26 protein-coding genes are annotated in these 24,353 nt (G+C 60.8%); 14 read left to right on the forward strand and 12 right to left on the reverse strand.

Features of this window, described 5'->3' with window-relative positions:
- Positions 1-20: 20 nt before the first annotated feature.
- Positions 21-452, reverse strand: a complete 432-nt coding sequence (locus EJ075_RS01395; RefSeq protein WP_126103069.1) for a hypothetical protein — start codon at positions 450-452, stop codon at positions 21-23.
- Positions 453-619: 167 nt separating this feature from the next.
- Here EJ075_RS01395 and EJ075_RS01400 point away from each other — a divergent pair, with 167 nt between their 5' ends.
- Both EJ075_RS01400 and EJ075_RS01405 read left to right on the forward strand, forming a co-directional pair.
- Positions 620-802 (forward strand): hypothetical protein, encoded by a 183-nt coding sequence (locus EJ075_RS01400; protein WP_095486348.1) that lies wholly within the window; start codon positions 620-622, stop codon positions 800-802.
- Positions 803-811: 9 nt separating this feature from the next.
- Positions 812-1,033 carry a hypothetical protein gene (locus tag EJ075_RS01405; RefSeq protein ID WP_126103070.1) on the forward strand — a complete coding sequence of 74 codons (222 nt, stop codon included), beginning with the start codon at positions 812-814 and terminating at the stop codon, positions 1,031-1,033.
- Between the two features lie 102 nt (positions 1,034-1,135).
- Here EJ075_RS01405 and EJ075_RS01410 read toward each other — a convergent pair whose 3' ends face one another.
- The gene (locus tag EJ075_RS01410; RefSeq protein ID WP_126103071.1) at positions 1,136-1,597 is read right to left on the reverse strand and encodes a DUF2267 domain-containing protein; all 462 of its coding nucleotides are present in this window, start codon (positions 1,595-1,597) and stop codon (positions 1,136-1,138) included.
- 401 nt (positions 1,598-1,998) lie between these two features.
- On the opposite strand from EJ075_RS01410, the gene EJ075_RS01415 reads away from it, so the two are divergent.
- Positions 1,999-2,163 carry a DUF3309 family protein gene (locus EJ075_RS01415; protein ID WP_126103072.1) on the forward strand — a complete coding sequence of 55 codons (165 nt, stop codon included), beginning with the start codon at positions 1,999-2,001 and terminating at the stop codon, positions 2,161-2,163.
- 159 nt (positions 2,164-2,322) lie between these two features.
- Complete coding sequence (locus EJ075_RS01420) at positions 2,323-3,741, forward strand: PAS domain S-box protein (RefSeq protein WP_245458078.1); 1,419 nt, start codon at positions 2,323-2,325, stop codon at positions 3,739-3,741.
- A gap of 60 nt (positions 3,742-3,801) precedes the next feature.
- On the opposite strand, the gene EJ075_RS33340 is transcribed toward EJ075_RS01420, so the two are convergent.
- On the reverse strand, positions 3,802-4,143 hold the full coding sequence (locus EJ075_RS33340; RefSeq protein ID WP_206437527.1) for a hypothetical protein: 342 nt from the start codon (positions 4,141-4,143) through the stop codon (positions 3,802-3,804).
- Positions 4,144-4,392: 249 nt separating this feature from the next.
- On the opposite strand from EJ075_RS33340, the gene EJ075_RS01430 reads away from it, so the two are divergent.
- Complete coding sequence (locus tag EJ075_RS01430; RefSeq protein WP_126103073.1) at positions 4,393-4,629, forward strand: hypothetical protein; 237 nt, start codon at positions 4,393-4,395, stop codon at positions 4,627-4,629.
- A gap of 276 nt (positions 4,630-4,905) precedes the next feature.
- Positions 4,906-5,322, forward strand: a complete 417-nt coding sequence (locus EJ075_RS01435) for an HD domain-containing protein (protein WP_126103074.1) — start codon at positions 4,906-4,908, stop codon at positions 5,320-5,322.
- Between the two features lie 54 nt (positions 5,323-5,376).
- Here the strand turns inward: EJ075_RS01435 and EJ075_RS01440 are convergent, their stop codons facing one another.
- A complete protein-coding gene (locus EJ075_RS01440; protein ID WP_126103075.1) occupies positions 5,377-5,787 on the reverse strand; it encodes a DUF427 domain-containing protein in 411 nt (136 codons plus the stop codon).
- 335 nt (positions 5,788-6,122) lie between these two features.
- Between EJ075_RS01440 and EJ075_RS01445 the strand changes: the two genes are divergently transcribed.
- Positions 6,123-6,560, forward strand: coding sequence for a CBS domain-containing protein (locus EJ075_RS01445; protein WP_126103076.1), 438 nt, complete (start codon positions 6,123-6,125; stop codon positions 6,558-6,560).
- A gap of 103 nt (positions 6,561-6,663) precedes the next feature.
- Positions 6,664-7,794 (forward strand): site-2 protease family protein, encoded by a 1,131-nt coding sequence (locus tag EJ075_RS01450; protein ID WP_126103077.1) that lies wholly within the window; start codon positions 6,664-6,666, stop codon positions 7,792-7,794.
- 91 nt (positions 7,795-7,885) lie between these two features.
- Here EJ075_RS01450 and EJ075_RS01455 read toward each other — a convergent pair whose 3' ends face one another.
- The gene (locus EJ075_RS01455; RefSeq protein WP_126103078.1) at positions 7,886-8,542 is read right to left on the reverse strand and encodes a TerC family protein; all 657 of its coding nucleotides are present in this window, start codon (positions 8,540-8,542) and stop codon (positions 7,886-7,888) included.
- Between the two features lie 397 nt (positions 8,543-8,939).
- Between EJ075_RS01455 and EJ075_RS01460 the strand changes: the two genes are divergently transcribed.
- Complete coding sequence (locus EJ075_RS01460; RefSeq protein WP_245458079.1) at positions 8,940-10,049, forward strand: ionic transporter; 1,110 nt, start codon at positions 8,940-8,942, stop codon at positions 10,047-10,049.
- Between the two features lie 275 nt (positions 10,050-10,324).
- Here the strand turns inward: EJ075_RS01460 and EJ075_RS01470 are convergent, their stop codons facing one another.
- Genes EJ075_RS01470 through EJ075_RS01485 form a run of 4 tightly spaced genes read right to left on the reverse strand, consistent with a single transcriptional unit; the run spans position 10,325 to position 13,740 of the window.
- On the reverse strand, positions 10,325-10,963 hold the full coding sequence (locus EJ075_RS01470; RefSeq protein WP_126103079.1) for a phosphoribosyltransferase family protein: 639 nt from the start codon (positions 10,961-10,963) through the stop codon (positions 10,325-10,327).
- Between the two features lie 5 nt (positions 10,964-10,968).
- Positions 10,969-11,673: an energy-coupling factor transporter transmembrane component T gene (locus EJ075_RS01475; RefSeq protein WP_245458080.1), complete on the reverse strand. Its 705-nt coding sequence runs from the start codon at positions 11,671-11,673 to the stop codon at positions 10,969-10,971.
- Positions 11,631-13,148, reverse strand: a complete 1,518-nt coding sequence (locus EJ075_RS01480) for an ATP-binding cassette domain-containing protein (RefSeq protein ID WP_126103080.1) — start codon at positions 13,146-13,148, stop codon at positions 11,631-11,633. Before EJ075_RS01480 ends, EJ075_RS01475 begins: the two co-directional genes overlap by 43 nt.
- Positions 13,149-13,167: 19 nt before the next feature.
- Entirely contained in the window at positions 13,168-13,740 is a 573-nt protein-coding gene (locus tag EJ075_RS01485) for an aminotriazole resistance protein (RefSeq protein WP_095486336.1), read from the reverse strand.
- A 385-nt stretch (positions 13,741-14,125) separates the two neighbouring features.
- On the opposite strand from EJ075_RS01485, the gene cyoA reads away from it, so the two are divergent.
- From cyoA to cyoD, 4 genes are read left to right on the forward strand one after another with little or no spacing between them, the layout of a single operon-like run.
- The gene (gene cyoA, locus EJ075_RS01490) at positions 14,126-15,076 is read left to right on the forward strand and encodes a ubiquinol oxidase subunit II (RefSeq protein ID WP_126103081.1); all 951 of its coding nucleotides are present in this window, start codon (positions 14,126-14,128) and stop codon (positions 15,074-15,076) included.
- A 3-nt stretch (positions 15,077-15,079) separates the two neighbouring features.
- Complete coding sequence (gene cyoB, locus EJ075_RS01495; protein ID WP_126103082.1) at positions 15,080-17,074, forward strand: cytochrome o ubiquinol oxidase subunit I; 1,995 nt, start codon at positions 15,080-15,082, stop codon at positions 17,072-17,074.
- Positions 17,071-17,754: a cytochrome o ubiquinol oxidase subunit III gene (gene cyoC, locus EJ075_RS01500; protein ID WP_126107202.1), complete on the forward strand. Its 684-nt coding sequence runs from the start codon at positions 17,071-17,073 to the stop codon at positions 17,752-17,754. Before cyoB ends, cyoC begins: the two co-directional genes overlap by 4 nt.
- The gene (cyoD, locus tag EJ075_RS01505) at positions 17,751-18,152 is read left to right on the forward strand and encodes a cytochrome o ubiquinol oxidase subunit IV (protein WP_126103083.1); all 402 of its coding nucleotides are present in this window, start codon (positions 17,751-17,753) and stop codon (positions 18,150-18,152) included. Before cyoC ends, cyoD begins: the two co-directional genes overlap by 4 nt.
- Positions 18,153-18,323: 171 nt before the next feature.
- On the opposite strand, the gene EJ075_RS01510 is transcribed toward cyoD, so the two are convergent.
- Positions 18,324-20,393 carry an NAD(P)-binding protein gene (locus EJ075_RS01510; RefSeq protein ID WP_126103084.1) on the reverse strand — a complete coding sequence of 690 codons (2,070 nt, stop codon included), beginning with the start codon at positions 20,391-20,393 and terminating at the stop codon, positions 18,324-18,326.
- Positions 20,394-20,635: 242 nt separating this feature from the next.
- On the opposite strand from EJ075_RS01510, the gene argE reads away from it, so the two are divergent.
- On the forward strand, positions 20,636-21,799 hold the full coding sequence (gene argE / locus EJ075_RS01515) for an acetylornithine deacetylase (RefSeq protein ID WP_126103085.1): 1,164 nt from the start codon (positions 20,636-20,638) through the stop codon (positions 21,797-21,799).
- Positions 21,800-21,834: 35 nt separating this feature from the next.
- Here the strand turns inward: argE and EJ075_RS01520 are convergent, their stop codons facing one another.
- Positions 21,835-22,785, reverse strand: a complete 951-nt coding sequence (locus tag EJ075_RS01520) for a LysR family transcriptional regulator (protein ID WP_126103086.1) — start codon at positions 22,783-22,785, stop codon at positions 21,835-21,837.
- A 50-nt stretch (positions 22,786-22,835) separates the two neighbouring features.
- Positions 22,836-24,326, reverse strand: coding sequence for an aldehyde dehydrogenase (locus EJ075_RS01525; RefSeq protein ID WP_126103087.1), 1,491 nt, complete (start codon positions 24,324-24,326; stop codon positions 22,836-22,838).
- Positions 24,327-24,353 lie beyond the last annotated feature (27 nt).

Below are 24,353 nucleotides of genomic sequence, written 5' to 3' on the forward strand. Positions count from 1 at the left end.
GTCACCGTCCTGCGCGGGCCTCAATGCACAAACTTCGCCCTCAGCCAAGCCAGAAGTCTGTTCCCGACAATTGTCCGGCGGACTCTGGCGGCAGCCCATCGCGCTTGCATCGTAGCACCAACGTGGCAGTGACAGACGATGTTGTGCAACTGCCAGTCACTTAGCTCGAAGAAGCGCTTTGCCTCACCGTAGGTGTCATCTTTCAGACCCATGGCGCGCAGCACCGGATCCTCATAGGCAACGGTGATCGGCGATCCCGCGCCACGCGCTACAGCACGGGCTTCAGGACTGAGATATTCGGTGCCTGAAAGCGCTCCGAGGCAGCGCCGTGGATTTTGTTCGAGAAGATCTGCCCAACGCTCGATCCGCTGCGTCCGAGTCATGACAGGGTATGTCGCCGAGGGCTCAACTTTTGCAATTGTCTGCAGTTGGTCGAGTGTTTGGTGTCTCATGGTCGGCTCCTTTTGATAGGTGCACCCACGCCCTAACAAAAAATTATTGCGCTGCGACGCGCCGACAAGGCCGGGAATTGGCAATGTGAGGAGTTCACCCCTCGCACGGCTCGTATCAGGAACCTTCTCGGGGGCCTGCTTGTTTTGGCTAGTGAAAGGAGACCGCCATGAGCACAAAGCCACCACCCGTTCCGGCAGAGAACCAGAGCCCTAAGGGTCCGGGCGATAAGAAGTCGGTTCCTGTCGACCAAACGCAGCACAGCCATTCCGCCCCAAATCCCGACAAACAGGGCCAGCAGGGCAACACGAGGGTCAATACGACCCACCAAGGCTACCAGCAGGACCGTTAGGTGATTTTCATGTCCACGTCGAAGAAGAACCGCGCCAGCATCCGCCACGGCGGTCCTGGCGCATCGCACGAGAATGCGAAGGAGCCGCTGGTGATAGAAAAGCCGCCAGCCGATTCCGACCTGCGCAGCCGCAGCAAGATCTCAGGCGGCGGAGGCGAACGCGACAGCCACCATACTCATGACCCCGAAAAGAAGGGCGGCAGCACCCGACCGGCACGAGAAGGAAGGTGAATGGTCGCTGAAGCCTGGGGCGTAGCGCCTCGCATTCTTTGCTGAAAATGCGGGGCGCGAACAGACCGTCTGATTGTGAGCACCGCCTGACGGCGCTGTGGTCTAGGCAGCACTTTGGTCCGGGGGGACGATCCGTTCTTCGGCCAAGCGCCACATGGTGCGCAGCTTTTCCGGTAAAGTGGCTTGGACCTTGGCGACCTGACCACGCGAGACATGCCGCGACAGCGTGGCAAAGACAGAACGCACCGCATCGTTGGCATCCATGAGCCGTGCATCGGACACGCGATCCGTGACTTCGATGACGAACTCGTCCCAGTCACAATCGCTCGGCTGCCTTGCCGGCTCGAACTGATCGTAGTAGGCGCCACGCACCAAAACTGGCAGTTCTGCGCCGAGATGCGCCGCTAGCCCCAAAGGCAGCCGGTCACGCAGCATCTGCAGGACTGTCGACAACACCTTCCAGCAGAGCTGCCTGTCTGGGCCGAGCTCTTCCATCAAGTCATTGAGCCAGACGTTGGTTGTCTGAAGCGTCTTGTCGAACACGTCGAGGCCTGTCGCGCTCACTATACCGTCCTCCCGGTCACGTCCGCCGCGCACAGTTATTCGTGAACGGATTACGTTTATATGAGTTCCCTCAGGTCTTCAGATTCCAGATGCGGGACATATCACCGGCTCGGCAATGGCTGTGGGCTTTTTTGGCTTACCGTCGCAACTTCAACCTACGTCATGCATTCTTGCTTTAGATCGCCCGTCCCTCCAGGCGGTCCGAGGCTGAAAAAGCCTGTTGCCCGCTGGCTCCCGGCCGGCGGGCTTTCTCGTGGGCCCACCGGCTTTTCCCGCTAGACGAGCCACAACGATGCTACTTCCGGTGGAACAGGAAGCCCCTCTGGGAGTTCATACCGTCATCAACAGGCGCATGGACGTGCCCTTGTATGGCGCGGCAGCGCAAGAATGGGAGAACCACCATGAGCCTCGGAACCATACTCATCATCATTTTGATCCTTGTCTTGCTTGGCGGGTTCAGCGGTCTGGGTGGCGGGCCGTTCTATGGCACCGGCTATTACGGCGGTGGCGGCCTCGGTCTCGTGCTGTTGATCGTGATTATCCTGGTCCTTCTCGGGCGCATTTAGGGCCCGCACGATTTAGCCGATAACTTCACCGGTGATCCTGTGTCGGCCTGGTACCTCGTCCAGGAATGTCGCCGCAGCCGGCGGGGCAAAGGGGGGATTGTCCCGACGGGGAACCGAAATTGCTCAAGCGCATTATAGCCGCTGCAGAAATCCACTGGAATGGCGCAATACGTGAACTTCGTGGAACAAGCCGATATCGGCCTCGGAGTTCCGGGCCTTCCCTCTGCCGACCTGCTGCAGGCACTGCCCGTCGCCGTCTACACCACCGACGAACAGGGACGCATCACCTTCTTCAACGAAGCCGCAGCTGAGCTCTGGGGCCATCGTCCGGTTATCGGTCGGGACCTATGGTGCGGCTCGTGGAAGCTTCGTCATCTAGACGGTCGGAATATGGCGCATGGCGAGTGTCCGATGGCCGTGGCGCTGCGCGAAGGGCGGGACGTCTCATGGGACCAGGCGATTGCGGAGCGGCCGGATGGTGAACTCGTCCCGTTCAGGGCTCACCCACGGCTGCTTCGCGACGAAGCGGGCAACATTGTTGGTGCCATAAACACGCTGCTCGACCTGCGCACGCAGGCGCTGGGCGATGAAGCCCGCATGCGTCTTGCCGCCATTGTCGAGTCGTCGATGGACGCCATCGTCTCGAAGGACATCAACGGCATCATCACCAGTTGGAACGATGCGGCAGAACGCTTGTTCGGCTACACGCCTGCCGAGGCGATTGGCCGGCCGGTGACGATCCTCATTCCGCCTGATCGTCTGGACGAGGAAGTCTCGATCATCAGCCGCATCCGCGCCGGCGAACGCGTCCCCTCCTATGAGACGATGCGCCTGCGCAAAGACGGCACGCACGTCTCGGTCTCGCTCACCGTCTCGCCGATCCGCGATGCCATCGGGAGGGTCGTCGGCGCCTCCAAGATCGCGCGCGACATCAGCTCCCACAAGGAGAACGAACGGCGCATCCGACTGCTCATGCGCGAGGTCAACCATCGGGTGAAGAACCAGTATTCGGTGATCATTTCGATGATCCGCGAGACCAGCAAACTGACAAGCACACCCGAGGCTTTCCTCGGGCAGGTTCGGGAGCGTATCGCGGCGCTTTCGGAATCCCATGATCTCCTGGTCAATGCCGAGTGGCGCGGCGCGACGGTCGGCGAGCTCATCCAGGCACAGCTCAAGGCCTTCGCAGCGCAGTCCCGCGTGTCGATGGCCGGGCCAATGGTTATACTGCAGCCGAACGCAGTGCAGTATCTCGGCATAGCCTTTCACGAACTCGCTACCAATTCGGCAAAACATGGAGCGCTGTCCTGCAGCGGTGGACGCGTCGAAATCGATTGGAATGTGATCTCTGCCGGCGACGGCGCGGGAACCTTTCGACTGGTCTGGCGTGAATTGGGCGGGCCGATCCTGGACGCCGTCAGGGGGCGCGGTTTCGGAACGGTCGTCCTGGAGCGAGTGGCGCCGCAGGCTTTCAGCGGCAGCGGCCGGCTGGACTTCCATGAGCAAGGCGTCACCTGGACGCTCGAGGCACCACTGCACTTCGTCCAGGCGTCAGTGGCGGACAACACGGCGGTTTGAAAGCGCCTGTGAAGATGAACCCTTCCCCTCCGACCGACTGTGCTGACGGCTCGGCCGGACCTATTGCGTTCGGTCCGGCTGGCGATGATAGAGCGAAACAGTTCTGCCCTCCAGAACATCGAGGTTGCCCCTCTCGGGCAAAGCATCGCGATTAACTGAAAGCCGATGGACGTTATCTAATTCAAAGACGCTCAGGCTGTCGAATTCCATGGCTGCCCCGTAGAACTGGGCCGCTTGCAGCACCAGGCATTCGATGTCTTCAAGCGCGACGTTTTCTGCGAGGTTTCGCAGCCGCGCGACCTCAGCCACCGCGGTGACATTGACGATCCCCTTGCACCGGGCGGCTGCCCAAACTTGGCGGTTAACATCGTGACACAAACGAGCCGAATAACCGTCTCTCATGGAGAACCCTCCTTTCAGGAGCGGTTTGTCCCTTGAGATTAGCATCTGCCACATCGGCTCCAAAAACAAGCGAAATCCATAAAATAATTCGTGAATTCAATAAGTTAGCATAGAACGCAGGCTGCACAATCGACTTCTCACAGTAACTGCAAGCCTTTCACGCCGACGGCCCATAAACCGATCTTGACGTTCGGCGAGGCTTTTCCTAATTCTTAGGTAAATACTAACTTTGAGCGGCTGGAGGCAAAAATGGCCGAACTCGAACGACCCGAACGACTGCAGATCATGCTAACTGCTGACGAATTGGCTGCGTTGGAAAACTGGCGCTTCGAAAGGCGCATGCCAAGCCGGTCGGCGGCCGTGAGAGAGTTGCTGCGGCGCGGTCTCCATTCAGACGGGTTTCTGACGGCAGCACAGGGTGCCAAGTCACAGGATTTTGGAATTCTGCCCAATTCCGGGATTGTCGATGGGCCGTCCGGCGACTAACTGCCCTCAAACACCGCACATCTGGCCTGCCGCTCAAGTCCAGCAACTATCCCGGTGTTTCCCAAAGATCGGCGACGGCAAGCTACACGGCAGTTTCGGTAACGCGAAGCTGGAAATCCTTCGGCAGTGTGCCGGAGCCCTCCCGCGCTCTGGAACCTCAGGCAATCGTCGCGCGTTCGGTGACACGGCTACGGTGCAACACGCTCGTTTTGAACCACGTCGTGCATCGCAGCAAGGTCGGTTTGCATCATCACATATCCAGCAAGGATCGAAGCAGTGAGCGTGCTTTACCGCGCGGCAAAAATCGCCGAACAGGCTCATGCCGGGCAGACAGACAAGACCGGCCGGCCCTATATCGAACATTGTCGCCGGGTCGTTGACGCCGTCGAAACGCTCGACCAGAAGGCCGTTGCCTATCTTCACGACGTCCTTGAGAAAAGCGACAGTTGGGACCGCGATCGGCTCGAGGCGGCCGGTTTCGGAACCTCCATCGTATCGGCTGTCGATGCCATGACACGCAGGCCGGACGAGGACGAGCTTGCTTTCGTGCGCAGAGCCGCAGCCAACCCTTTGGCACTGCGGGTGAAGCGCGCGGATCTCGTCGACAATTTATGGCAGGCACGGCAGATTGGCGCCTCGACATCGAAGTATGAAGACGGCCTGGGGATCCTCGATCAAGAATTCTCCGAATGACGGAAAGATTGGCGCCTGCGGTGTGACTGACCGATTGGAAATTCAAGCGCCGCTCTACTCGGGGATGTGAGGCGTATGCCGCTTATCCTCGGCAGGGTCGGCATCGATCCGCGCCTTATCGGGATCGAAGGCGCCATGGCGGGCGATGGCCAATGCCGGGGTGTCGGGCGTCTCATAAGCCCACATGAAGTCATCAGCCGATCCGCCGACCGCTTGAACCCGCCAGTAGCTCGCCGTGCCCTTCAACGGACTGCGCGTTGTGGTGTTCGTCTTCTCCAGAAGGTCGAAATAGATGTCCTCGAAAGGGATATAGAAGACAGGATCATGTCCTTCTTCGTGAAGCACTTTTGCCCGCTCGGTTGAGGCAATAATCGCGTCGGAGAACCTGACCGTCACCGTCCCATTGAACGGGGTAATAGTAAGCGCGCTGGGGTGGCGGGCGGAATTTGCGGCTAAGGGCTGCATTCGACTTCTCCGTTGGCTGCGTTGGCTGCGCTGTCTCCCTGAAACGTCGTATTGTCCATCAGGGTTCCAGTTTGGCCAGTCATTGGCGTTTGTCGCTGCGGCGGCAGCTACGGCGATGGGCGCGCATTGGAGCGCACGACCGTGGGTGGTTCGACTTCGCGTCAAAGACATACCGCAAGATCCCGGCGATGTGGGCTTTCCCAGCCCTTCCGGCTGCAGGTGAGAGACCTGCTGCGGGCCGTTCAGATTCGAGGGAACGTTACTGCCGAAGAGTTCGTTTCCTAGGTCGACACCAAAACCGGCGGCAGGGCTTCGCAAGTAGAAGGGAGATTGCCATGAAAGTCGGCAACTGCATGACGAGGAATGTCCAGGTCGCGAACCCCGAACAGTCCATTCGCGAAGTAGCGCAGACTATGGAAAGGCTCGACGCCGGCGTGATGCCTGTGGGCGACCACGACCGGCTGGTCGGGATGATCACCGATCGTGATATCGCGATCCGCGGCGTAGCGTTGGGCAAGGGACCTGACGCCAAGGTGCGTGATGTCATGAGCCCGGAGGTCAAATATTGCTTCGATGACGAAGACGTCGAGCATGTGCTTGAGAATATGGGCGACCTGCAGGTGCGTCGGCTTCCGGTTCTGAACCGCGACAAGAGGCTCGTCGGGATCATCTCTCTTGGCGATCTCGCGACGAACGGCGAAGCGGCAGAAGCGGGAGAGGCTTTAAGCGGCATCTCGAAGCCGGGCGGCGAGCACTCGCAAACCACTCACTGACTGACGCCGCGACACGTCAGTGCCAGCGCCTGATGTTCTCGTACGATTGCAAGCGCCCTGCCAAAGCCTATGGTGAAGGCGGGGTCTCTCGGAGTGGATAGATTTGGGTTGGTCGCTGAACCTCGGGACGATCGCCGGCACCACCGTGCGCGTTCACTTTACCTTCCTGCTTCTGCTCGTCTGGATTTGGCTAACGCACTATCGGATCGGCGGCACGCCAGCGGCCTGGGAAGGCGTTGCCTTCATCATTGCCGTCTTTGCCTGCGTGGTCCTGCATGAGTTCGGCCACATCGCCGCCGCACGGTACTTCGGCATCAGCACGCCGGACATTACCCTTTTCCCGATCGGCGGCGTGGCCAGGCTGGAACGCATGCCCGAAGAGCCGAGGCAGGAGTTCGTGATCGCGGTGGCGGGGCCGCTGGTCAATGTCGCGATCGCCGCGCTGATCTTCGCCTTGCTCGGCGGGTCGGCAGGTGTCGAACAGATGGCCGGGATCGAGGATCCGCGTACGAATTTTCTCGCCAGGCTTGCAGGGGTCAACGTCTTCCTGGTCCTTTTCAACATGATCCCGGCCTTCCCGATGGATGGCGGCCGTATCCTGCGCGCCGCCCTCGCCGCACGCCTTTCCTGGTCGCGCGCGACCCAGATCGCCGCCACGATCGGGCAGGGATTGGCTTTCGTCTTCGGTTTCGTTGGGCTGTTCTACAACCCGCTGCTGATCTTCATCGGCATCTTCGTCTATCTCGCCGCGGCTGCGGAAGCCCAGAACGCACAGATCCGCGAGCTTGCCACAAGCGTCCTTGTCGGGGACGTGATGATCACCGAGTTCGCCCGGCTGGAACGGTCGGCGACACTCGACGAGGCAATCGAGATGCTGCTCGCGACCACGCAGCATGAATTCCCGGTCATCGATTCCGCTGGCCATCTTGAAGGACTGGTGACACGCAACGACATGATCCGGACATTGAAGGAAAAGGGCCCCGCTGAACCGGTCGCGAGCGCAATGCGCAACGATATCCCGAAAATACATTACCGCAAAAGTCTCGAGGAAAGCCTGCGCCTTATGCAGCGGGCAGATGTGCCTGCCGTTGCGGTCGTGGACAATTCCGACCGACTGGTCGGGCTCATGACACACGAAACCATAGGCGAGATGCTTATGGTCCGCTCAGCCGTTTCAGATGCTTTCCGATTTGGTCGTTTGCGTGGGGGCAAGCCGCGACTTACGCAAATCTGAGCACGAGGGAATTCTTTCTACCGCCGGATCGAGCAAATGCGCCCCAAATCGGCCGGAACAACGTTGTTCCGGCCGGTCCACTTTTTGCGTCTTAAGAGCCCGCGACGTGAGGCAGAAGCTCGAGCGTACCGCGATAGATCATGTCGCCAGCTACGTAGAGGATGACCACCAGGCCGACATAGGCAATCCAGCGATGCTTCTGAAGCAGATTGGCAATGAAGTTTGCGGCAATGCCCATCAGCGCGACGGAGAGGACAAGGCCGAAGATCAATACGTTCGGATGTTCGCGCGCAGCACCCGCTACCGCCAGAACATTGTCGAGCGACATAGAGACGTCGGCGATGATGATCTGCCAGGTTGCCTGCGCCAGCGTCTTGCGTGAAGCTTTGCCAGCTACGATGCCATCGTAGTCGACGTCGCTTTCCGAAAGCGCTTCGATCGCCTGTGTTTCCTGCGCATGGTTTTGCCGGAGTTCGCGCCACATCTTCCAGCATACCCACAACAGCAATATCCCGCCGGCAAACAGCAAGCCGACGATCTGCAGGAGCTGGGTTGTGGCGGCCGCAAAGCCGATGCGCAGAACGGCCGCTGCGACGATACCGATGACGATGGCGTTTCTGCGCTGCTCTTTGGGTAGCCCGGCTGCGGCAAGGCCGATAACGATGGCATTGTCGCCGGCCAGCACCAGGTCGATCATGATGACCTGCAAGAGAGCGGTCATTGCTTCAGGACTGAAAAATTCTGTCATACGGCACCCTTGCGTTCAGCTAGGGGTGACGAGGCTTGCGAGCATAGCCGTAGAGCAACGCGGACACCGCGTATGACAGGAGAAATGCCGCTACAGCTGAAGAAATCTCAAAGCCAGGCCACCCGGATTGGAATTCCAGTCCGACATCACAGTCCTGATGGACTGCCAGAGGGGCCCGGCCTGGTAGCACCTAGCTATTGCCGGAAGCGTGAAAACTCAAGGCTTAATTGTAATCCGGCCTATGCGGCATCGAGCTCGGCCAATTTCGTTACGCCAAGTCGGTCGAGCACGCGGCCATTGAACGGGCCGGCAGCCGCAAGTAGACTGACACCATGGGCTTCGGTCAGTCTCTGTAATACCCAGTCTGCGACCGTCGATGCGATGAAGGAAATCCGTCTTGGCTGTTCATCGACGACCGATCGGCCAATATCTGTTCCCAATCGGCTCCTTGGGCCTGGCCGCATTAATTCATTTCGGCGGCGCGTCGATCGAGCATTCGCTGCTTTCGATCAAGATCCTGGCGTTGATCGTGGTCGCTATCTTCATCTTCGCGACCGTGTTTGTGGTTTTGCATCATGCCGAAGCCGTCGCACGGCGGCTCGGTGAACCTTACGGCACGCTGCTGTTGACGTTTTCGGTCACTGCCATCGAAGCATCGGTCATCGTTTCGATGATGCTGCACGGCGCGAACAATCCGACGCTGGCACGCGAGTCCGTATTTTCGACGGTCATGATCGTGTGCACTGGTGTGGTCGGGGTCTGCCTCACCCTGGGTGGGCTGAAGCATCGATATCAGGACATCAAACGACAGGGCACCAACGCTTCCCTTGCCGTTATTATGGCGCTGACGGTTCTTACACTGATCCTTCCAAACTACACTCTTGCAACAGTCCCCGGTGCGTTCTCCGCATCGCAACTCGCATTCGTGAGCGTCCTTTCAGTTCTCCTCTATGGTGCGTTCGTCTTTGCACAGATGGTGCGCCAACGGGGCGATTTTATCGAGGATCTGACGTCCAGAGCCGAACATGAGGAGCATGTATCTGAGGGTGGGAAAGTGACCACCAACGTGCTCCTTTTATTTGTCGGGCTGGCAGGGATCGTTCTTCTGACCGAGCAGGTGGCCGGCAGCATCGAGGATGGGCTAGCGTTTCTTCAAATTACCCAGGCGGACGCAATCGTAGGCTTCTTCGTCGCTGCGCTTGTGCTTATGCCGGAGGCGGCATCGGCCGTTCGGGCTGCGCTTAACAACGAACTTCAGCGAGGGCTGAATGTCGCCCTCGGCTCCGCTTGCGCCACGATCGGCCTAACAATCCCGGCAATCGGGGCAGCGAGCCTGCTCACGGGACGAAGCCTGATGCTTGGTCTGGGTCCGGGGGATACTGTGCTTCTCCTGCTCGCGCTCGCCATCAGCATCGTGAGCTTTGGGACGGGCCGAACAACGATGCTGACGGGGCTCGTTCATCTCGTCGTGTTTGTCGCCTATCTGTTCCTTATCTTCGTGCCCTAGGATGCGGGACCGTGTCGTGTCGATTTTGCACGCACATGGCCGCAGCTACTGGATCTTCGAGCGCAAGCGATCCGTCGCGAACTCCATCAACACCACGACGACGAAGATCACGAGAATGATGGTCGAGGCGTTCTTGTATTGGAGAAGATCGAACGGTCTTTCCCGCTCATCTCTTTCCCGACTTCGAGCAGAGATACGATGTGTGTCAGTCGGTGGCTGATGTTTTCCGCACGTATGGCGCTACCGGCAACCGGCTAGTGTACGGGACCGGTTCGCTAGAGAAAGGTTTCTGGAATGGGCCTCCAGCCGTCCTTGCCTAATGCGAATTGCGGGATATGCGCAAGGCTGTGGATCAGTGCCTGGTCCGGCCCAAGCGTTTCTTGCCAATCCCGCGCCTCGGTGAGGATCACACCGATGCCGACCACTTCCGCGCCCGCGCTGCGCGCCAACTCGACCGAGCCCTTCAGGCTTGAGCCGGACGCCACGACATCGTCAACCACCACGACGCGTTTGCCTGCTAGGAACGGTATCGCGCGGCGGTCGAGAAGCAGGCGCTGCTCGCCCTTCGAGGTGATGGAGGAGATGTGCTGGACGAGCGCGTCGCCCAGATGGATCTTTGGCGATTTCTGCAAGATCACGTAGTTATCGAGGCTCAAGGCGCGGCTCACTTCGATGGCGACGGGAATGCCAAGCGTGGCCGCGCCCACGATCACGTCGGGTTTGAGCGGTCGCAGTTTCTCGGCCAACTTGCGGCCGACATGCTCGCCGAACCTTACTCCGAGATCGATGACCATCATCAGCGAGATGGCGAAATCCGGCCTGATCGCGACGATCGGCAAGTCGACCTGCAAGCCGGCGACGTCGACCGGCCAGTTTTGCCCGGTTATCGGCGAAAAGGCGGTTTCCTGGGTCATTTTGTTTATCCTTGATGAGCGAGTCGGGGTTCGACCAGCAGGCCCACATTGCGCCACGTTGTGCGCTTTCGGTTCATGTCGAACCCGTAGATGGAAAGCGAAAGCGAGATGGCGTGCGCCAAGCGGATGGCCTGCACTAGAAGCGGCACACCGCGTGCCAGCGCAAAGCGCAACCGAGTGGGTAGCGAGACGTCGTCGATCTCCATGCCGCGTGCGCGCTGCGCGTCGGCGATGCGCTCGAAATCCTCGCGCAGCATCGGGATGATGCCGAAGGTGAGCGACAGGATCAGAGTGACAATGGGCGGGAGACGAGCTGCACTGGCCGCTGCCAGGATAGAGCCTGGAGTGCTTGTCTCCATGACGAAATAGAATGCCGCGGTCGTCGTGATGAGGCGTGCAGCCATCCCGGCGGCGATCGGCAGGGCATCGGCAGGCGAAAGCCCCTGCAGCAGGAGATTGCCGATCCAACTCGCCATGACCAGAAGCACGAGAAGCGCCGCACCCTTGAGATAGCCGCGCAAGCCGGGCACCTGCATCACGCTCAGGAAAACGAGAGAAAGCAGGGCCAGGGGCACGCCAAAGCGCCAGTCCGGCGCAAGCCAAGCCACCAGCATGATCGTGAATGCACCCGTCAATTTCACGAAAAAGTTGAGCTCATAGATCCGTTTCATGCCGCTGCTCCGGTCGATAGAGCCGTCGGTGCGGGCCAACCGAGCTGGGAGAACGCGCTCGACGCCCAGGCTTGCTGCGGCGCGCCGTCGAAGACGATCTGCCCTTCGTCCAGTATCAGCGTGCGCGAGGCGACATCTTGGACGAGGTCGAGATCATGCGAGATGAGCATGATCGCGCGCCCCGACGACAGCATGGACCCGATGAACAGGTCCAGCATGCGTCTGCCCTGCAGGTCGCGCGCAAGCAGCGGCTCGTCCAGGATCGCTATCGATGCCTGCGCCGCATCGGCGCAGGCAAGCCCCAGCAATGCCTGCTGCCTCGTCGAAAGCGCGAAGGGGTTGGCTTCGGCCAACCCTTTAATTTCGTATTTCTCTAGCGCGGCATGCGCCTCCCTCCTTACTAAATCGTCGGCTGCCGCGCCTGCGGTCATGGAGAAAATGACTTCCTCGAGCACAGTCATGTTGAACAGGATGCGGCGCATGTTCTGCGGAAGATACGCGATCGCGCGGGCGCGGCGCGCAACGGTCCAGCCGTCGGCCGGTTCGCCGCCAATACGGATCGATCCTGCGGCGAGCTTCGCCAAGCCGAGGATCGACTGGAACAGCGTCGTCTTGCCTGCGCCGTTGCGCCCTATCAGCGCCACGTGCTCCCCGGCGCGAATCTGGAGCGAGACATCACGCAATACCGGGACGCCGTCGGGGCGCGCAAGCCGGGTGCGGATGCCGGAAACCGAAAGCAGCACGTCGCCGGCAGGAAAGGACGGAGTGCAGGTCGTCCGATGATTGGGCGGCAGGATGCCCGCCTCCAGCCATGGCTCTTGCTGTGTCATTATCGTGCGCGCGGCGACGGCCTCCGAAAGCCTGCCCGACACGAGCAGGCGCACATTTTCAGCGACAGATTTGAATGCACCCGGATCCTGCTCGGCGACAAGCAACGAGGGCACCTCGTCGGCAAGCTTCGCGAGAATTCGAACCAGCCGTGCACGGGCAGCTGGATCGAGCCCTGTCGTGGGCTCGTCGAGCACAAGCAGCACAGGCGTAGCCGCAAGGGCAGCTGCGATTGCCACCATCCGCCGTTCGCCGCCGGAGAGAGTGAGTACTCGCCTCCCCCGCAGCGGATTGAGTTCAAGCTCATCGAGCAGAATCTGCAGCCTGCGGCGGATAAGTTTCTTTTCCACGCCCCGGTTTTCCAGCGGGAACGCGATCAGGTCCTCGACACCGAGGTCCCAAAGCTGGTCCTCGACATTCTGAGTGACGATGCCGATCTTGGTAAAAAGGGCATCCTTCGACAAGGTCGACAGCGGCTGGCCATCGAATGAAACCGAGCCGGAAAAGTGGCGAGGGGCAACGAGGCGGGGGATGATCCCTCCCGCCACGTTGAGCAACGTGGTCTTGGCCCCGCCTGCCGCCCCGCACACGAGGAGGCACTCGCCACGTGCAACGGTCATCGTGGCTTCGGTGACTGCCATCGGCGCATCGCCGAAGCCCACCGTCACATTGTTCAGTTCAAGCACTTTTCAAATCTTACTGCGCTCAAAAGCGCGTGAAACCGGCAGGATGCGCGCTCTTGAGGATCTTTAGCGCTGGGACAACAAGAAGCGGCGTGCCTATGATCATCGGCACGATGTCCGACAGGCCCAGATACATCACCGCCCACCAGAAGGGGAAAATGCCGAGATAAGCGAGACTGGCCGAGACCGCGACGACCATCACAAGGCCAACGATGAGGCACACTGCCGCAATTTTGATCAGCGTGTTGCGATCGAATTTCGTCCTCGCTGGGTCGAATATCAGCCCGGGCAAGAGGCCAGTGAGGCCTACCATGATGCCGTCGACGATGAGCGAATGAGCGGGGATGAAGGTACCGGCCAGCAGCGACCAGACTATGGTGCCGAGATAGCCGCAGATGAAACCGCTCTTCCAGCCGAGCAGGATGCCCACCAGCGGGGGCAGAAAGGCGAAGATGCGCCACTGGATGACGCCGGGAACGAGTTGGATCGGGTTCGCATAGGCCCAGAGCACTCCGGTCGCCGCTGCAGCGACGATCGAAAGCACGATCGGGAAGAGGGTATTGCCCTCAGGATGAGTTGCAGTTGCTTCTTGCATGACGAAATTCCCCTGATGTGTCTCCCGTATTTGATAAGCAAGTTATGTGCCGACCTTGGCGGGCACATCGGACTGGGCCGCGGTTGCCGCTTCTCACGGACTGCACACCAACTCCGCCAAACGTTAACTTTGCCTCGCGTAAATGCCCGGGAACAAATTCGGCCCCTGAATGTTCGGCTTTCCGCGGACCGGCGGCATATCTGTTCCGCACCTAAAACCAGAGAGACAGGAAATTCTTCGACGTATACGGTCTTTCTCACTGCAAGTTGAAGCCGTTGCTGAGGGAGCTGATTTCGCGTCGATGCGCATAGTTTCGGCCCGTGGCCGGTGGCCACGAACGAACCGGAGCCGGGTGACTATGTGATCACCTACCATAGGGACGAACATGAAGCGGGCTGGCTCGTCAGGCCTTACCATTCTCTTGCTGGGCACGGTCGAGCTCGCCGGCTGCGCAGGCGGCGTGCTCGACCCACAAGGGCCGGTCGGCGCCGGCAATCGGACAATCCTGCTCAACTCGCTGGCCGTCATGTTGGTGATCGTCGTCCCGACCATCGTCGCCGCGCTATGGTTTGCATGGTGGTTTCGCGCTTCCAACACCCGCGCCAAATATGATCCAGGATTCACCTATTCAGGCCGGATAGAGCTCATCGTCTGGTCAATTCCCACGCTGACGATCCTCTTTCTCGGGGGTCTAATTTATTACGGATCCCATCAGCTCGACCCTCGCAAGCCTCTATCGTCGACCAATTCGCCGCTCGAGGTGCAAGTCGTCGCGCTCGACTGGAAATGGCTGTTCATCTACCCCGACCAGCAAATCGCGAGCGTCAACGAACTGGTCATGCCTGCAGGCACGCCGGTGCGGTTCCGTCTGACCTCGGCGAGCGTAATGAACACATTTTTCGTTCCGCAGCTCGGGAGCATGATTTACGCGATGAACGGTATGGAAAGCGAGCTCAACCTCCTGGCCGACAAGCCTGGCGTCCTGTATGGCCAGTCGGCCCACTACAGCGGCGACGGTTTCTCGGACATGAATTTTCGGGTGCGGATCGTGCCGCCCGAAGCGTTCGCCCAGTGGACGGCGGGCCTCCGCGGCGGCGGCCAGACCCTGAACGCGGGGGCGTACCGCGAACTCGCTCGACAAAGCCAGGACGTCGCTCCGTTTGCGTTCTCGCATGTTCAGCCAGGGCTGTTTGATGCCGTGGTGCGTCAATACCTGCCGCCAGCGCCCGGGCCAAGCGAAGGCCGCGGCGGCAATCCACGGGTCCACCCTGATCCTTTGGGTCCGGCCACGCCGGCGGACCCGAATGCCAGACATGAACGACACGGAGGCGGTTGAACCATGCTGGGAAAGCTCGACTGGTCCGCGATTCCCTTCGATGAGCCGATCCCCCTCATCGCCGCTCTCGTCGTCTTCCTTGCGGCTATCGGCGTGTTGGCCTGGATCACCGTCAAAGGCTTCTGGCCCTACCTGTGGCGCGAGTGGATCACCTCGGTGGACCACAAGCGGATCGGCGTCATGTACGTACTTTTGGCGGTGCTTATGCTGCTGCGCGGTTTCATCGACGCGATCATGATGCGCACCCAGCAGATCGCCGCCATACAGGGGCCAGGCTATCTGCCGCCCGACCACTATGACCAGATATTTTCCGCGCACGGCACCATCATGATCTTCTTCGGCGCAATGCCGTTCATGATCGGCCTCATGAATCTCGTGGTGCCGCTGCAACTCGGCGTGCGCGATGTGGCCTTTCCGACGCTCAATTCCGTCAGCTTCTGGCTGACTGCGTCGGGTGCACTGCTTGTCAATATTTCACTGGTGATTGGCGAATTCGCCCGCACCGGGTGGCTCCCCTACGCGCCGCTATCGGAGCTCGACTACTCCCCGGGCGTCGGCGTCGATTACTATCTCTGGGCGATCCAGATCTCGGGCGTCGGCACGCTGATGACCGGCGTCAATCTGGTTGCCACGATTCTGAAGATGCGCGCTCCGGGGATGGGCTATCTGCGCATGCCCATGTTCTGCTGGACCTCGCTCGCCGCCAACCTCCTCATCGTCGCGGCGTTTCCCATCCTGACGGCGACATTGGCGATGCTCACGCTCGATCGCTATCTAGGGTTCCACTTCTTCACGAACGAGGCTGGCGGCAACCCTATGATGTTCGTGAACCTCATCTGGGCCTGGGGCCATCCGGAGGTCTATATCCTCGTGCTGCCCGCCTTCGGCATCTTTTCGGAAGTGTTCTCCACCTTCTCGTCAAAGCCGCTGTTCGGTTACCGTTCGATGGTGGCCGCTACGCTCTTCATCTGCATCGTTTCTTTCATGGTGTGGCTGCATCACTTCTTCACCATGGGCGCCGGCGCAGATGTGAATGCCGCCTTCGGCATCGCCACCTCGATCATTGCAGTCGGTACCGGCGTGAAGATCTACAACTGGCTCTTCACCATGTATGGCGGACGCATTCGCTTCGACACGCCGATGCTGTGGGCCATCGGCTTCATCACCACCTTCACCGTCGGCGGCATGACCGGCGTGCTGCTGGCCGTTCCGCCTGCCGATTTCATGCTGCACAACTCGATGTTCCTTGTTGCGCATTTCCACAATGTCATCATCGCAGGCGTGCTGTTTGGGGCTTTCGCAGGCTTCACCTATTGGTTCCCGAAGGCGTTCGGCTTCCGGCTGCATGAAGGCTGGGGCAAGGCGGCGTTCTGGTTCACGCTGCTCGGGTTCATTCTCGTCTTCCTGCCACTGTATATCGTCGGGCTGCAGGGGATGACGCGCCGCCTTCAGCACATCGAAATCGACCCTTGGGTGCCTTGGCTGATCGTTGCGGCCTGCGGTATTCTTGTGATGATCGTTGGTGCGGCCTGTCAGATCACGCAGCTTGTCGTATCAATCAGGCACCGTGATGAGTTGCGCGACGAAACCGGCGACCCATGGGACGGCCGCTCGCTGGAATGGTCTACATCGTCTCCGCCGCCAAGCTTCAATTTTGCCAGACTTCCGCATGTGGGAGGCGAGGAAGCCTACTGGACCATGAAGCAGCGCAGGATCGAAATGCAGGATTCGGGCGAGGAGCCGGCCTATGAACCGATCGAGATGCCGAAGAACAGTCCTACCGGATTCGTGGCCGCCTTCTTCGCGACCCTCGTTGGATTCGCGCTCATATGGCACATCTGGTGGCTAGCCATCATCGGTCTTATCGGCGCCTACGCCACCTTCGTGGTTTTTGCCTGGCGTGACGTCGCCGAGTACGAGGTCTCCGCCGAAGAGCTCGAGCGCATTGAACGCGCTGGCCGGGCTGTGTGGTCCAAGCGCAGGGAGGAACTCGCATGAGCGCCGTCTCAGGGGCGCTGCCAGGCGCCATTTCGCCTGGCAGGCCAGATCCACATCGGCTCGGCCACGGCTCAGGCCATAGTCATGGTGCGACGGGGCACGGCGAAGGTGGACCGGCTTCGAAATTCGTGACCGTCGCCTACGGCTTCTGGATTTTCCTGCTGTCCGACATCATCATGTTCTCGGCCTTCTTCGCGGCCTACGCCGTGCTGGCGAAGGAGATCGCCGGGGGCCCGGCCGGCCGCGATCTGTTCGAACTCCCCAGGGTCGCGATCCAGACCGGGCTGCTTCTCACCTCCAGCTTCACTTGCGGTCTGGGAAGTCTTGCCAGTCACCGGCGCGATATGGTCTGGACACAGATCTGGCTACTCGTGACCGGAATCCTGGGCGCCGCATTTCTGATGCTCGAGGTGCAGGAGTTCGCCGGAATGATCGAGGAAGGTGCCGGCCCTTCGCGCAGCGCCTTCCTTTCTGCCTTCTTTGCGCTGGTTGGATGCCATGGCCTGCACGTGGGAATGGGCCTGCTTTGGCTGGGCACGATGATCGCGCAGCTTTGGGTGAAGGGTTTTCGCGACGACATCTTGCGTCGCCTTCAGTGTTTCAACCTGTTCTGGCATGCGCTGGACATCATCTGGATCGCGATCTTCACTCTCGTGTATCTTCTGGGAGCCAGTGCATGAGCGATCGCGACCACCGCCCCGAAGAATTTGCCGACCTTGACGATTCCGCGCCTGGCGAAGAGCGCATCAACGAGCAGGAGCTGGCCGGCGGCCTGCTGGGCTACGCACTGGGGTTTGGCCTGGCCATCCTGCTGACTGTCGCCTCTTTCGTTGCGGCGCAGAGCGGTCTCATCTACCAGCCGGCGATCATCTCAGCGCTCGTTGTGCTCGCCATTGCGCAGATGGGCGTGCACCTCGTCTTCTTCATTCATCTCACCACAGGCCCGGACAACACGAACAACGTCCTGGCGCTGGCCTTCGGCGTATTCATCGTCGTGCTTGTCGTGCTCGGTTCCGTCTGGATCATGACGCACCTCAATCACAATATGATGCCGATGAACGGAATCCAAATGCAGTAGTACAGTAAACGAGACTGAGCTATCTGGGTTCTCCAGCGACCGATGACTGTCTGTGCGCCTGGCTATCTCCAAAGGTTCGGGGCGCCGCATATCCTCGCGAATCTGTGGCTCATCGAATGCTGAGCAACCGGAAGCATGAACGGCTTCAAATCTATCTATTTCTTCTCAAACCTATTCCGCGGCCAATGCCGTGATCTCGCGACGGAAGGGCAGTGCGTCGCCAATATCGGCTTCATCCAGTTCGCGCGCAAAGCGGTGCCCCGCATAAGTTGCCCACGCGATCGGCCCCGGCGCCTCGGCATCGCCGATGACCTTGATCGAGCGAATGCCGTTATCGGCCCATTCGTCCCTCCGCGCCTTTAAGCCCTGCCAGACGCCATCGTCCTGTTGGCGCGACGTCACCAGCACCACAGCGTCTGCAGCGATGTCACGTCGGTTGCCAGTATATGCACAGGCGGTGGCAACACCTCCCGGCACAATGCGCGTCACGATCCGGTTCAACACGATCTCGACGCCGAGCTCAGCCAGCCGGCGATGGATGGCACCCTGCTCCAGCGTGTTGCGGGTCCAGTCGGATACATAGGCGGATGGCGTCACCAGCGTCACCCTCGCGCCCTGGCGCGCCATAAGCTCCGCCAGAACGCCACCCATGTAGTAGTGGTCGTCGTCGAACAGCACGACATTGCCGGTCGGCACATTGCCGCCCATCAGATCGTCCGGCGTGTAGACCGGCATGACCGGATCGATCGGCATCGGCACGACATGCGCGCGCGCCACGCCGTCGCTGCGCCATGTCGAGCCGGTGGCGATGGCAACGTTTTGAAAGCCGAAGGCCAATATGTCCTCGGCAGACAACCGGCTTTCGAAATAGACGTCGACATTCGACATTTGGCTGAGCTGATACTGGCGATAGTCGCGCACGCGGCCCCATGCGGAGAGGCCAGGCAAGCGGCACTCGCGCGCCACGCGGCCGCCGAGTTCGGTGCCGGCTTCGGCGATGGCCACCTGATAGCCACGCAGGCCGAGTGCGCGAGCGGCCTCCAGCCCGGCAGGGCCGGCGCCGACGATCAGCACGCTCTCGCTGTCGCCCTTGGCCTGCATGCGCTCCGGATGCCAGCCCTTACGCCACTCCTCCATGAACGTTGGATTTTGCGTGCACCGCGAGACCGACATCGTCATGTCGCCGGTAATGCAGATGTTGCAGCCGATGCATTCGCGAATGTCCTCGATCCGCCCCTCCTCCACCTTCTTCGGCAGGAAGGGATCGGCAATCGATGGCCGCGCGCAGCCGATGAAATCAAGCGTGCCGGACCTGATCATCTTCACCATCACATCGGGCGAGGTGAAGCGACCGACGCCGACGACCGGCTTCGAAGTCAGCTTCTTGATGCCTGACACCAGGCTCTCCTGCGCGGCCTCCTCCTTGAACCGCGACGGCCCGGAGCAGTCCTCCCAGGCGCCATGGGCCAGATCCCAGAGATCGGGCAGGTCGGCGTGCATCTCGATCACGTCGCGCACTTCGGAATTGGCGAAACCAAGCTCGCCGATCATCTCGTCCAGCGACAGCCGCAGCGTCAGGCCGCAGGTGTCGCCGATGGCATCCCGGCCCTCTTCGATCAGCTCACGCATCAGCCGCGAGCGGTTTTCCAGCGAGCCGCCATATTCGTCGCTGCGCTGGTTGGTGGCGGTAGACAGGAAGTGCTGGATGATGCCGAAGCCATGCGCGCCGTAGAGACAAACCAGGTCGAAGCCCGCCTGCCTGGCACGTTTGAAGGCATTGCGGTGCCAGCGGCGCAGGTCGCGGATATCTTGCTTGTCCATGGCGCGCGCCTGAACCGGATCGTTGGTGAAGGTCCGGATGGGCAGGGCCGACGGTCCGCGTGGCACTTCCTTGGTGTAGAGATTCGGGCCGTTGATGCCTGAATAAGCCAGCTGGATGCCGGCCAGCGCGCCATGCTGGTGCATGGCCTTAGCCATCTTGGCCAGTGCTGGGATATCGGCGTCGTCCCATAGCCTGAGCTCGATGAAGGGCGTGATCTCCGAGGTATGGTGCATCTCGGTCTGCTCGGTGAAGATGACGCCCCAGCCGCCTTCCGACTTGATGCGGCGCATCTCGGCCGCAGCAGATGGATCGCGGTAGCCGCCGCCATTGCAATGCGGAACCTGATAGAAGCGGTTCTTGGCGGTCACCGGACCGATCTTCATGGGCTCGAACAGAATGTCGTAGCGTGGATCGCGCATGGAGCTTTCCTCGAGCCGCGGCGCACGCCAGTCTGGCGAGCGCCATTAGGTTGATGCCGAGAGACTACTCATAAGCTGAGGCAGGCGCCGGAAAACTACAGATTTCTTCCGTGCCGATTAGGACCCGCCTAATCGGCACGGCCTGGATTAGCATCCGGTGAATCCCGGCTGAGCCAAATGCGACTTCAAGGCCGTGGCCACGCGATGCTAGATAGCTCGCACGGGCAACGAGATTTAGACGCATGGACAGCATCCGGATCCTTGAAAAGCTGATCGCATTCCCGACGGTGAGCCGTGACCCGAATCTCGACCTCATCGGCTACGTAGCGGACCTGCTGGACGCACATGGCATTGCCTGCCAGATCATTCAAAGCGGGGATGGCCATAAAGCCAACCTCTTTGCCACCATCGGACCGGCCGGCACTTCCGGCATCATGCTGTCCGGCCACACCGACGTCGTTCCCATCGACGGCCAGAACTGGACGCTGCCGCCCTTCGAGATGAGCGAGCGCGACGGCAAGCTTTACGGACGCGGGGCGGCCGACATGAAGGGCTTCGTCGCCAGCGCGCTCGCTGCATGTGTCACGGCCTCGAAAATGACACTGCAGACCCCGTTGCACCTGTCACTCTCCTACGACGAGGAGATCGGCTGCATCGGCGTGCGCAGCCTGATTGACATGCTGCGAGGAGCCCCGCAACGGCCGTTGCTATGCATCGTCGGCGAGCCGACCGGCATGAAGGTGGCGACGGGTCACAAGGGCAAGCTTGCCGCACGCGCCATCTGCAAGGGACGCGAAGGCCATTCGGCGCTGGCTCCACTGGCGCTCAACGCCATCCATCTCGGCTGCGACTTCGTCGCCGCCTTGCGCCGGGAGCAGGACCGGCTGGCGCGTGATGGCGCCCGCGATGGCGACTACGACATTCCCTACACAACCGTCCACGTTGGCAAGATGAACGCCGGCGTGGCGCTGAACATCGTGCCGAACCTCTGTCAGATCGACTTCGAGATCCGCAATATTGCAGCCGACAACCCTCTGGAGATCCTCGACGGTTTGCGCGCGGAGGCAGCGCGCATTGCCGTCGAAGCTTCGGCCATTGCGCCCGAGGCGGCGATCGACATCGACATCACCAACACCTATCCCGGCCTGGATACGCCGCTCAATTCGCAAGCCGTCGCTTTCGTCAAATCGCTGACCGGCGCCAACGACACCATCAAGGTTGCCTTCGGCACGGAAGGTGGCCTGTTCAGCAGCGATCTCGGCACGCCGACGGTCGTATGCGGACCGGGGTCGATGGCGCAAGGGCACAAGCCGGACGAATTCGTCAGCGTCGAGCAGATGCGCCGCTGCGACAACATGCTGGACGAATTGCTGCGGCGGCTTGCCGACGACCAACTTCGAGCTTAGCAACAGAGCAGTTCGGATTTGATTGGGTGGCTGATCTAGCCAATCGACTGGTGTTCCACCGCCCGCCCGGCGCCGAATACGCCTTGCTCAACCACAAAATGCCGGCAGTGATCGATGAACGCCTGGACGGTTTGCGTGCGATGTTCGGAGTTGGGCAAGGCGATGCCCATGGTCAGAGGTCGCAGGTCACCATCCAGCGGCACAAAGACAAGTGGCTTGCCGTCCGGCGCCAGGGTGTTGAGCGGCCGCATATTGGCGATGCCGTAGCCGAAGCCATTGGCCACCATGGTGCGCATAACCGCAATGTCGCCTGTGCGCTCGGCGATGTTCGGTCGGATTCCCCGCTGGTGGAACGCCGACAGGAAATATTCGCGACTGAAAGGCAGGTCGAGCAACACCATCGGCTCGTCGGCCAATTCTTCCGTCGTGATCGACGCCTTCCCGGCAAAGCGGTGCCCCGCCGGCAGCATGACATAGGCCGGCACCAGGATCAGCGGCTCGAAGGTCATGTCTTGCGACAGTTCGAGATCGTATGTCAGGGCAAGGTCGATTTCGCCGCGCTGCAGCATCTCGAGCAACTGCCCTTGATTGCGCTCGAACTGCCGCACACGCACATCAGGATAGGCGCGCTCGAACTTCATGCGCAGAGCCGGCAGAACGATCTGCGCGAACGTCAGCAAGCATCCTACTGCCAGCGGGCCGCGCACCTTTTCTGCAATGTCGCCAGCGACGTCATGCAAGGCGTCGGCGTCGTTGAGTAAGCGAGCGGCTTCCTTCAGGAAGACGCGACCGCCGGCGGTGAGCGAGAGGCCGTGCGAATGCTTGCGGACAAAAAGCTGGACGCCGAACTCAGTTTCCAGCTGCGCGATGGAGGCCGAAATCGATGGCGGTGACACGTTGACCTGTTCGGCCGCCTTTGCAATGGAGCCAGCCTCGCCAACGGCGACGAAATATTCCAACTGTCTGAGGGTAAAGCGTAGCGGCATGGCCGGCTATGTTGCCGGTTTAGGGGCTTCGATCAAGCCTTTGCCATCCATCAGTATTTGATCCACGTCGTCTTGAGCGCGGTGTACTTGTCGAGCGCATGCAGCGACAGGTCGCGGCCGAAGCCGGATTGCTTGAAGCCACCGAACGGCGTCATCGGGCTCAGCGCGTCGACGGTGTTGACGGAAACCGTGCCGGCATGGAGCCGCCCGGCGATGCGGTGTGCACGCGACAGGCTGTCGGTCCACAGCGATGCGGCCAGCCCGTATGGACTGTCATTGGCCATACGGATCGCCTCCGCCTCGTCGTCGAAGGCGATGACAGAAAGCACCGGCCCGAATATCTCGTCCCGGGCAATCGGATCGGTATGCGCGACATCGTCGAAGATGGTGGGCTGGATAAAGCTGCCGCGCCCATTGACCGTGACCAGATCGCCGCCCGCAACCAAGCGCGCGGTTTTCTTGCCGGCCTCGACAAACCGCATGACGTTGGCCGCGTGATGGGCATCGACCATCGCGCCCATTTTCGAAGCCGGATCGAGTGGATCGCCGGGCTGCGTGGCCGCCGCACGCTGCACGAGCCTTTCCACAAGAGCATCCTTGATGCCGCGTTGGACGAGCAAACGTGAATTGGCGGAACAGACTTCGCCCTGGTTGAAGAAGATGCCGAACGCCGCCATATCGGCCGCCGCATCGAGATCGCTGCAATCGGCAAAGACAAGATTGGGGCTCTTGCCGCCGGTTTCCAGCCAAACCTGCTTCATGTTCGACTGACCGGAATACTGCAGGAACATCTTGCCCACGGCAGTCGAGCCGGTGAAGGCAAGGCAATCCACATCCATATGGCGGCCAAGCGCCTGGCCGGCGGTTTCGCCGAGACCGGGCACCACATTGAGCACGCCAGCCGGCAGGCCCGCTTCCATCGCGAGTTCCGCCAGCCACAGCGCCGACAAGGGCGACTGCTCGGCCGGTTTCAGCACGAGCGAATTGCCCGCCGCCAGCGCCGGCGCGCACTTCCAGGTCGCCATGTCGAGGGGGAAATTCCACGGCACCACCGCGCCGATCACGCCAAGTGGCTCGCGCCGCACCAGGACCAGATCGCCTTCGCCGGTCGGCGCCACTTCGTCATAGATCTTGTCGACGGCTTCGCCATACCATTGGAAGATCGCTGCCGAGCCGGGGACGTCGACCGAGGCCGCGTCTTTGACGAGTTTGCCCATGTCGAGCGATTCAAGCAGGGCCAGTTCATGCAGGTTTTCGCGCAGCAACTGCGCCAGCCGCAACAACACCTCCTTGCGGTGTGCCGGACTGGTCCGTGACCAGACGCCGGCGTTGAAGCTGCGCCGGGCCGCGGCAACAGCCAGATCGATGTCTTCTTCGCCACAGGACGCCACTTCGGCCAAGACTTCGCCGGTTGCCGGATTGACGCTGGCGAAGGTTCGGCCAGAACGCGCCGCAACCGCCTTGCCGTCGATGAACGCCTTGTCGCGAAAACGGATCGCGGATGCTTTGCCGATCCAGTCCTTGTGGCTGAGTTCGCTCATCGCAGATATCCCGTGGCTGTGTCTTGA

It is taken from the genome of Mesorhizobium sp. M6A.T.Cr.TU.016.01.1.1 (assembly GCF_003952585.1).
Taxonomy (GTDB): domain Bacteria; phylum Pseudomonadota; class Alphaproteobacteria; order Rhizobiales; family Rhizobiaceae; genus Mesorhizobium; species Mesorhizobium mediterraneum.

Bases quoted from the DNA above. Each gene is read 5' to 3' on its own strand.
- EJ075_RS01400 (WP_095486348.1), top strand. From the start codon at position 620: ATGAGCACAAAGCCACCACCCGTTCCGGCAGAGAACCAGAGCCCTAAG.
- argE (WP_126103085.1), top strand. From the start codon at position 20,636: ATGGACAGCATCCGGATCCTTGAAAAGCTGATCGCATTCCCGACGGTG.
- EJ075_RS01455 (WP_126103078.1), bottom strand. From the start codon at position 8,542: ATGACAGAATTTTTCAGTCCTGAAGCAATGACCGCTCTCTTGCAGGTC.
- EJ075_RS33340 (WP_206437527.1), bottom strand. From the start codon at position 4,143: ATGAGAGACGGTTATTCGGCTCGTTTGTGTCACGATGTTAACCGCCAA.
- EJ075_RS01525 (WP_126103087.1), bottom strand. From the start codon at position 24,326: ATGAGCGAACTCAGCCACAAGGACTGGATCGGCAAAGCATCCGCGATC.
- EJ075_RS01510 (WP_126103084.1), bottom strand. From the start codon at position 20,393: ATGCGCGATCCACGCTACGACATTCTGTTCGAGCCCATGAAGATCGGT.
- EJ075_RS01440 (WP_126103075.1), bottom strand. From the start codon at position 5,787: ATGCAGCCCTTAGCCGCAAATTCCGCCCGCCACCCCAGCGCGCTTACT.
- EJ075_RS01415 (WP_126103072.1), top strand. From the start codon at position 1,999: ATGAGCCTCGGAACCATACTCATCATCATTTTGATCCTTGTCTTGCTT.
- cyoC (WP_126107202.1), top strand. From the start codon at position 17,071: ATGAGCGCCGTCTCAGGGGCGCTGCCAGGCGCCATTTCGCCTGGCAGG.
- EJ075_RS01485 (WP_095486336.1), bottom strand. From the start codon at position 13,740: ATGCAAGAAGCAACTGCAACTCATCCTGAGGGCAATACCCTCTTCCCG.
- cyoB (WP_126103082.1), top strand. From the start codon at position 15,080: ATGCTGGGAAAGCTCGACTGGTCCGCGATTCCCTTCGATGAGCCGATC.
- EJ075_RS01420 (WP_245458078.1), top strand. From the start codon at position 2,323: ATGGCGCAATACGTGAACTTCGTGGAACAAGCCGATATCGGCCTCGGA.
- EJ075_RS01445 (WP_126103076.1), top strand. From the start codon at position 6,123: ATGAAAGTCGGCAACTGCATGACGAGGAATGTCCAGGTCGCGAACCCC.
- EJ075_RS01430 (WP_126103073.1), top strand. From the start codon at position 4,393: ATGGCCGAACTCGAACGACCCGAACGACTGCAGATCATGCTAACTGCT.
- EJ075_RS01470 (WP_126103079.1), bottom strand. From the start codon at position 10,963: ATGACCCAGGAAACCGCCTTTTCGCCGATAACCGGGCAAAACTGGCCG.
- cyoD (WP_126103083.1), top strand. From the start codon at position 17,751: ATGAGCGATCGCGACCACCGCCCCGAAGAATTTGCCGACCTTGACGAT.
- EJ075_RS01405 (WP_126103070.1), top strand. From the start codon at position 812: ATGTCCACGTCGAAGAAGAACCGCGCCAGCATCCGCCACGGCGGTCCT.
- EJ075_RS01520 (WP_126103086.1), bottom strand. From the start codon at position 22,785: ATGCCGCTACGCTTTACCCTCAGACAGTTGGAATATTTCGTCGCCGTT.
- EJ075_RS01395 (WP_126103069.1), bottom strand. From the start codon at position 452: ATGAGACACCAAACACTCGACCAACTGCAGACAATTGCAAAAGTTGAG.
- cyoA (WP_126103081.1), top strand. From the start codon at position 14,126: ATGAAGCGGGCTGGCTCGTCAGGCCTTACCATTCTCTTGCTGGGCACG.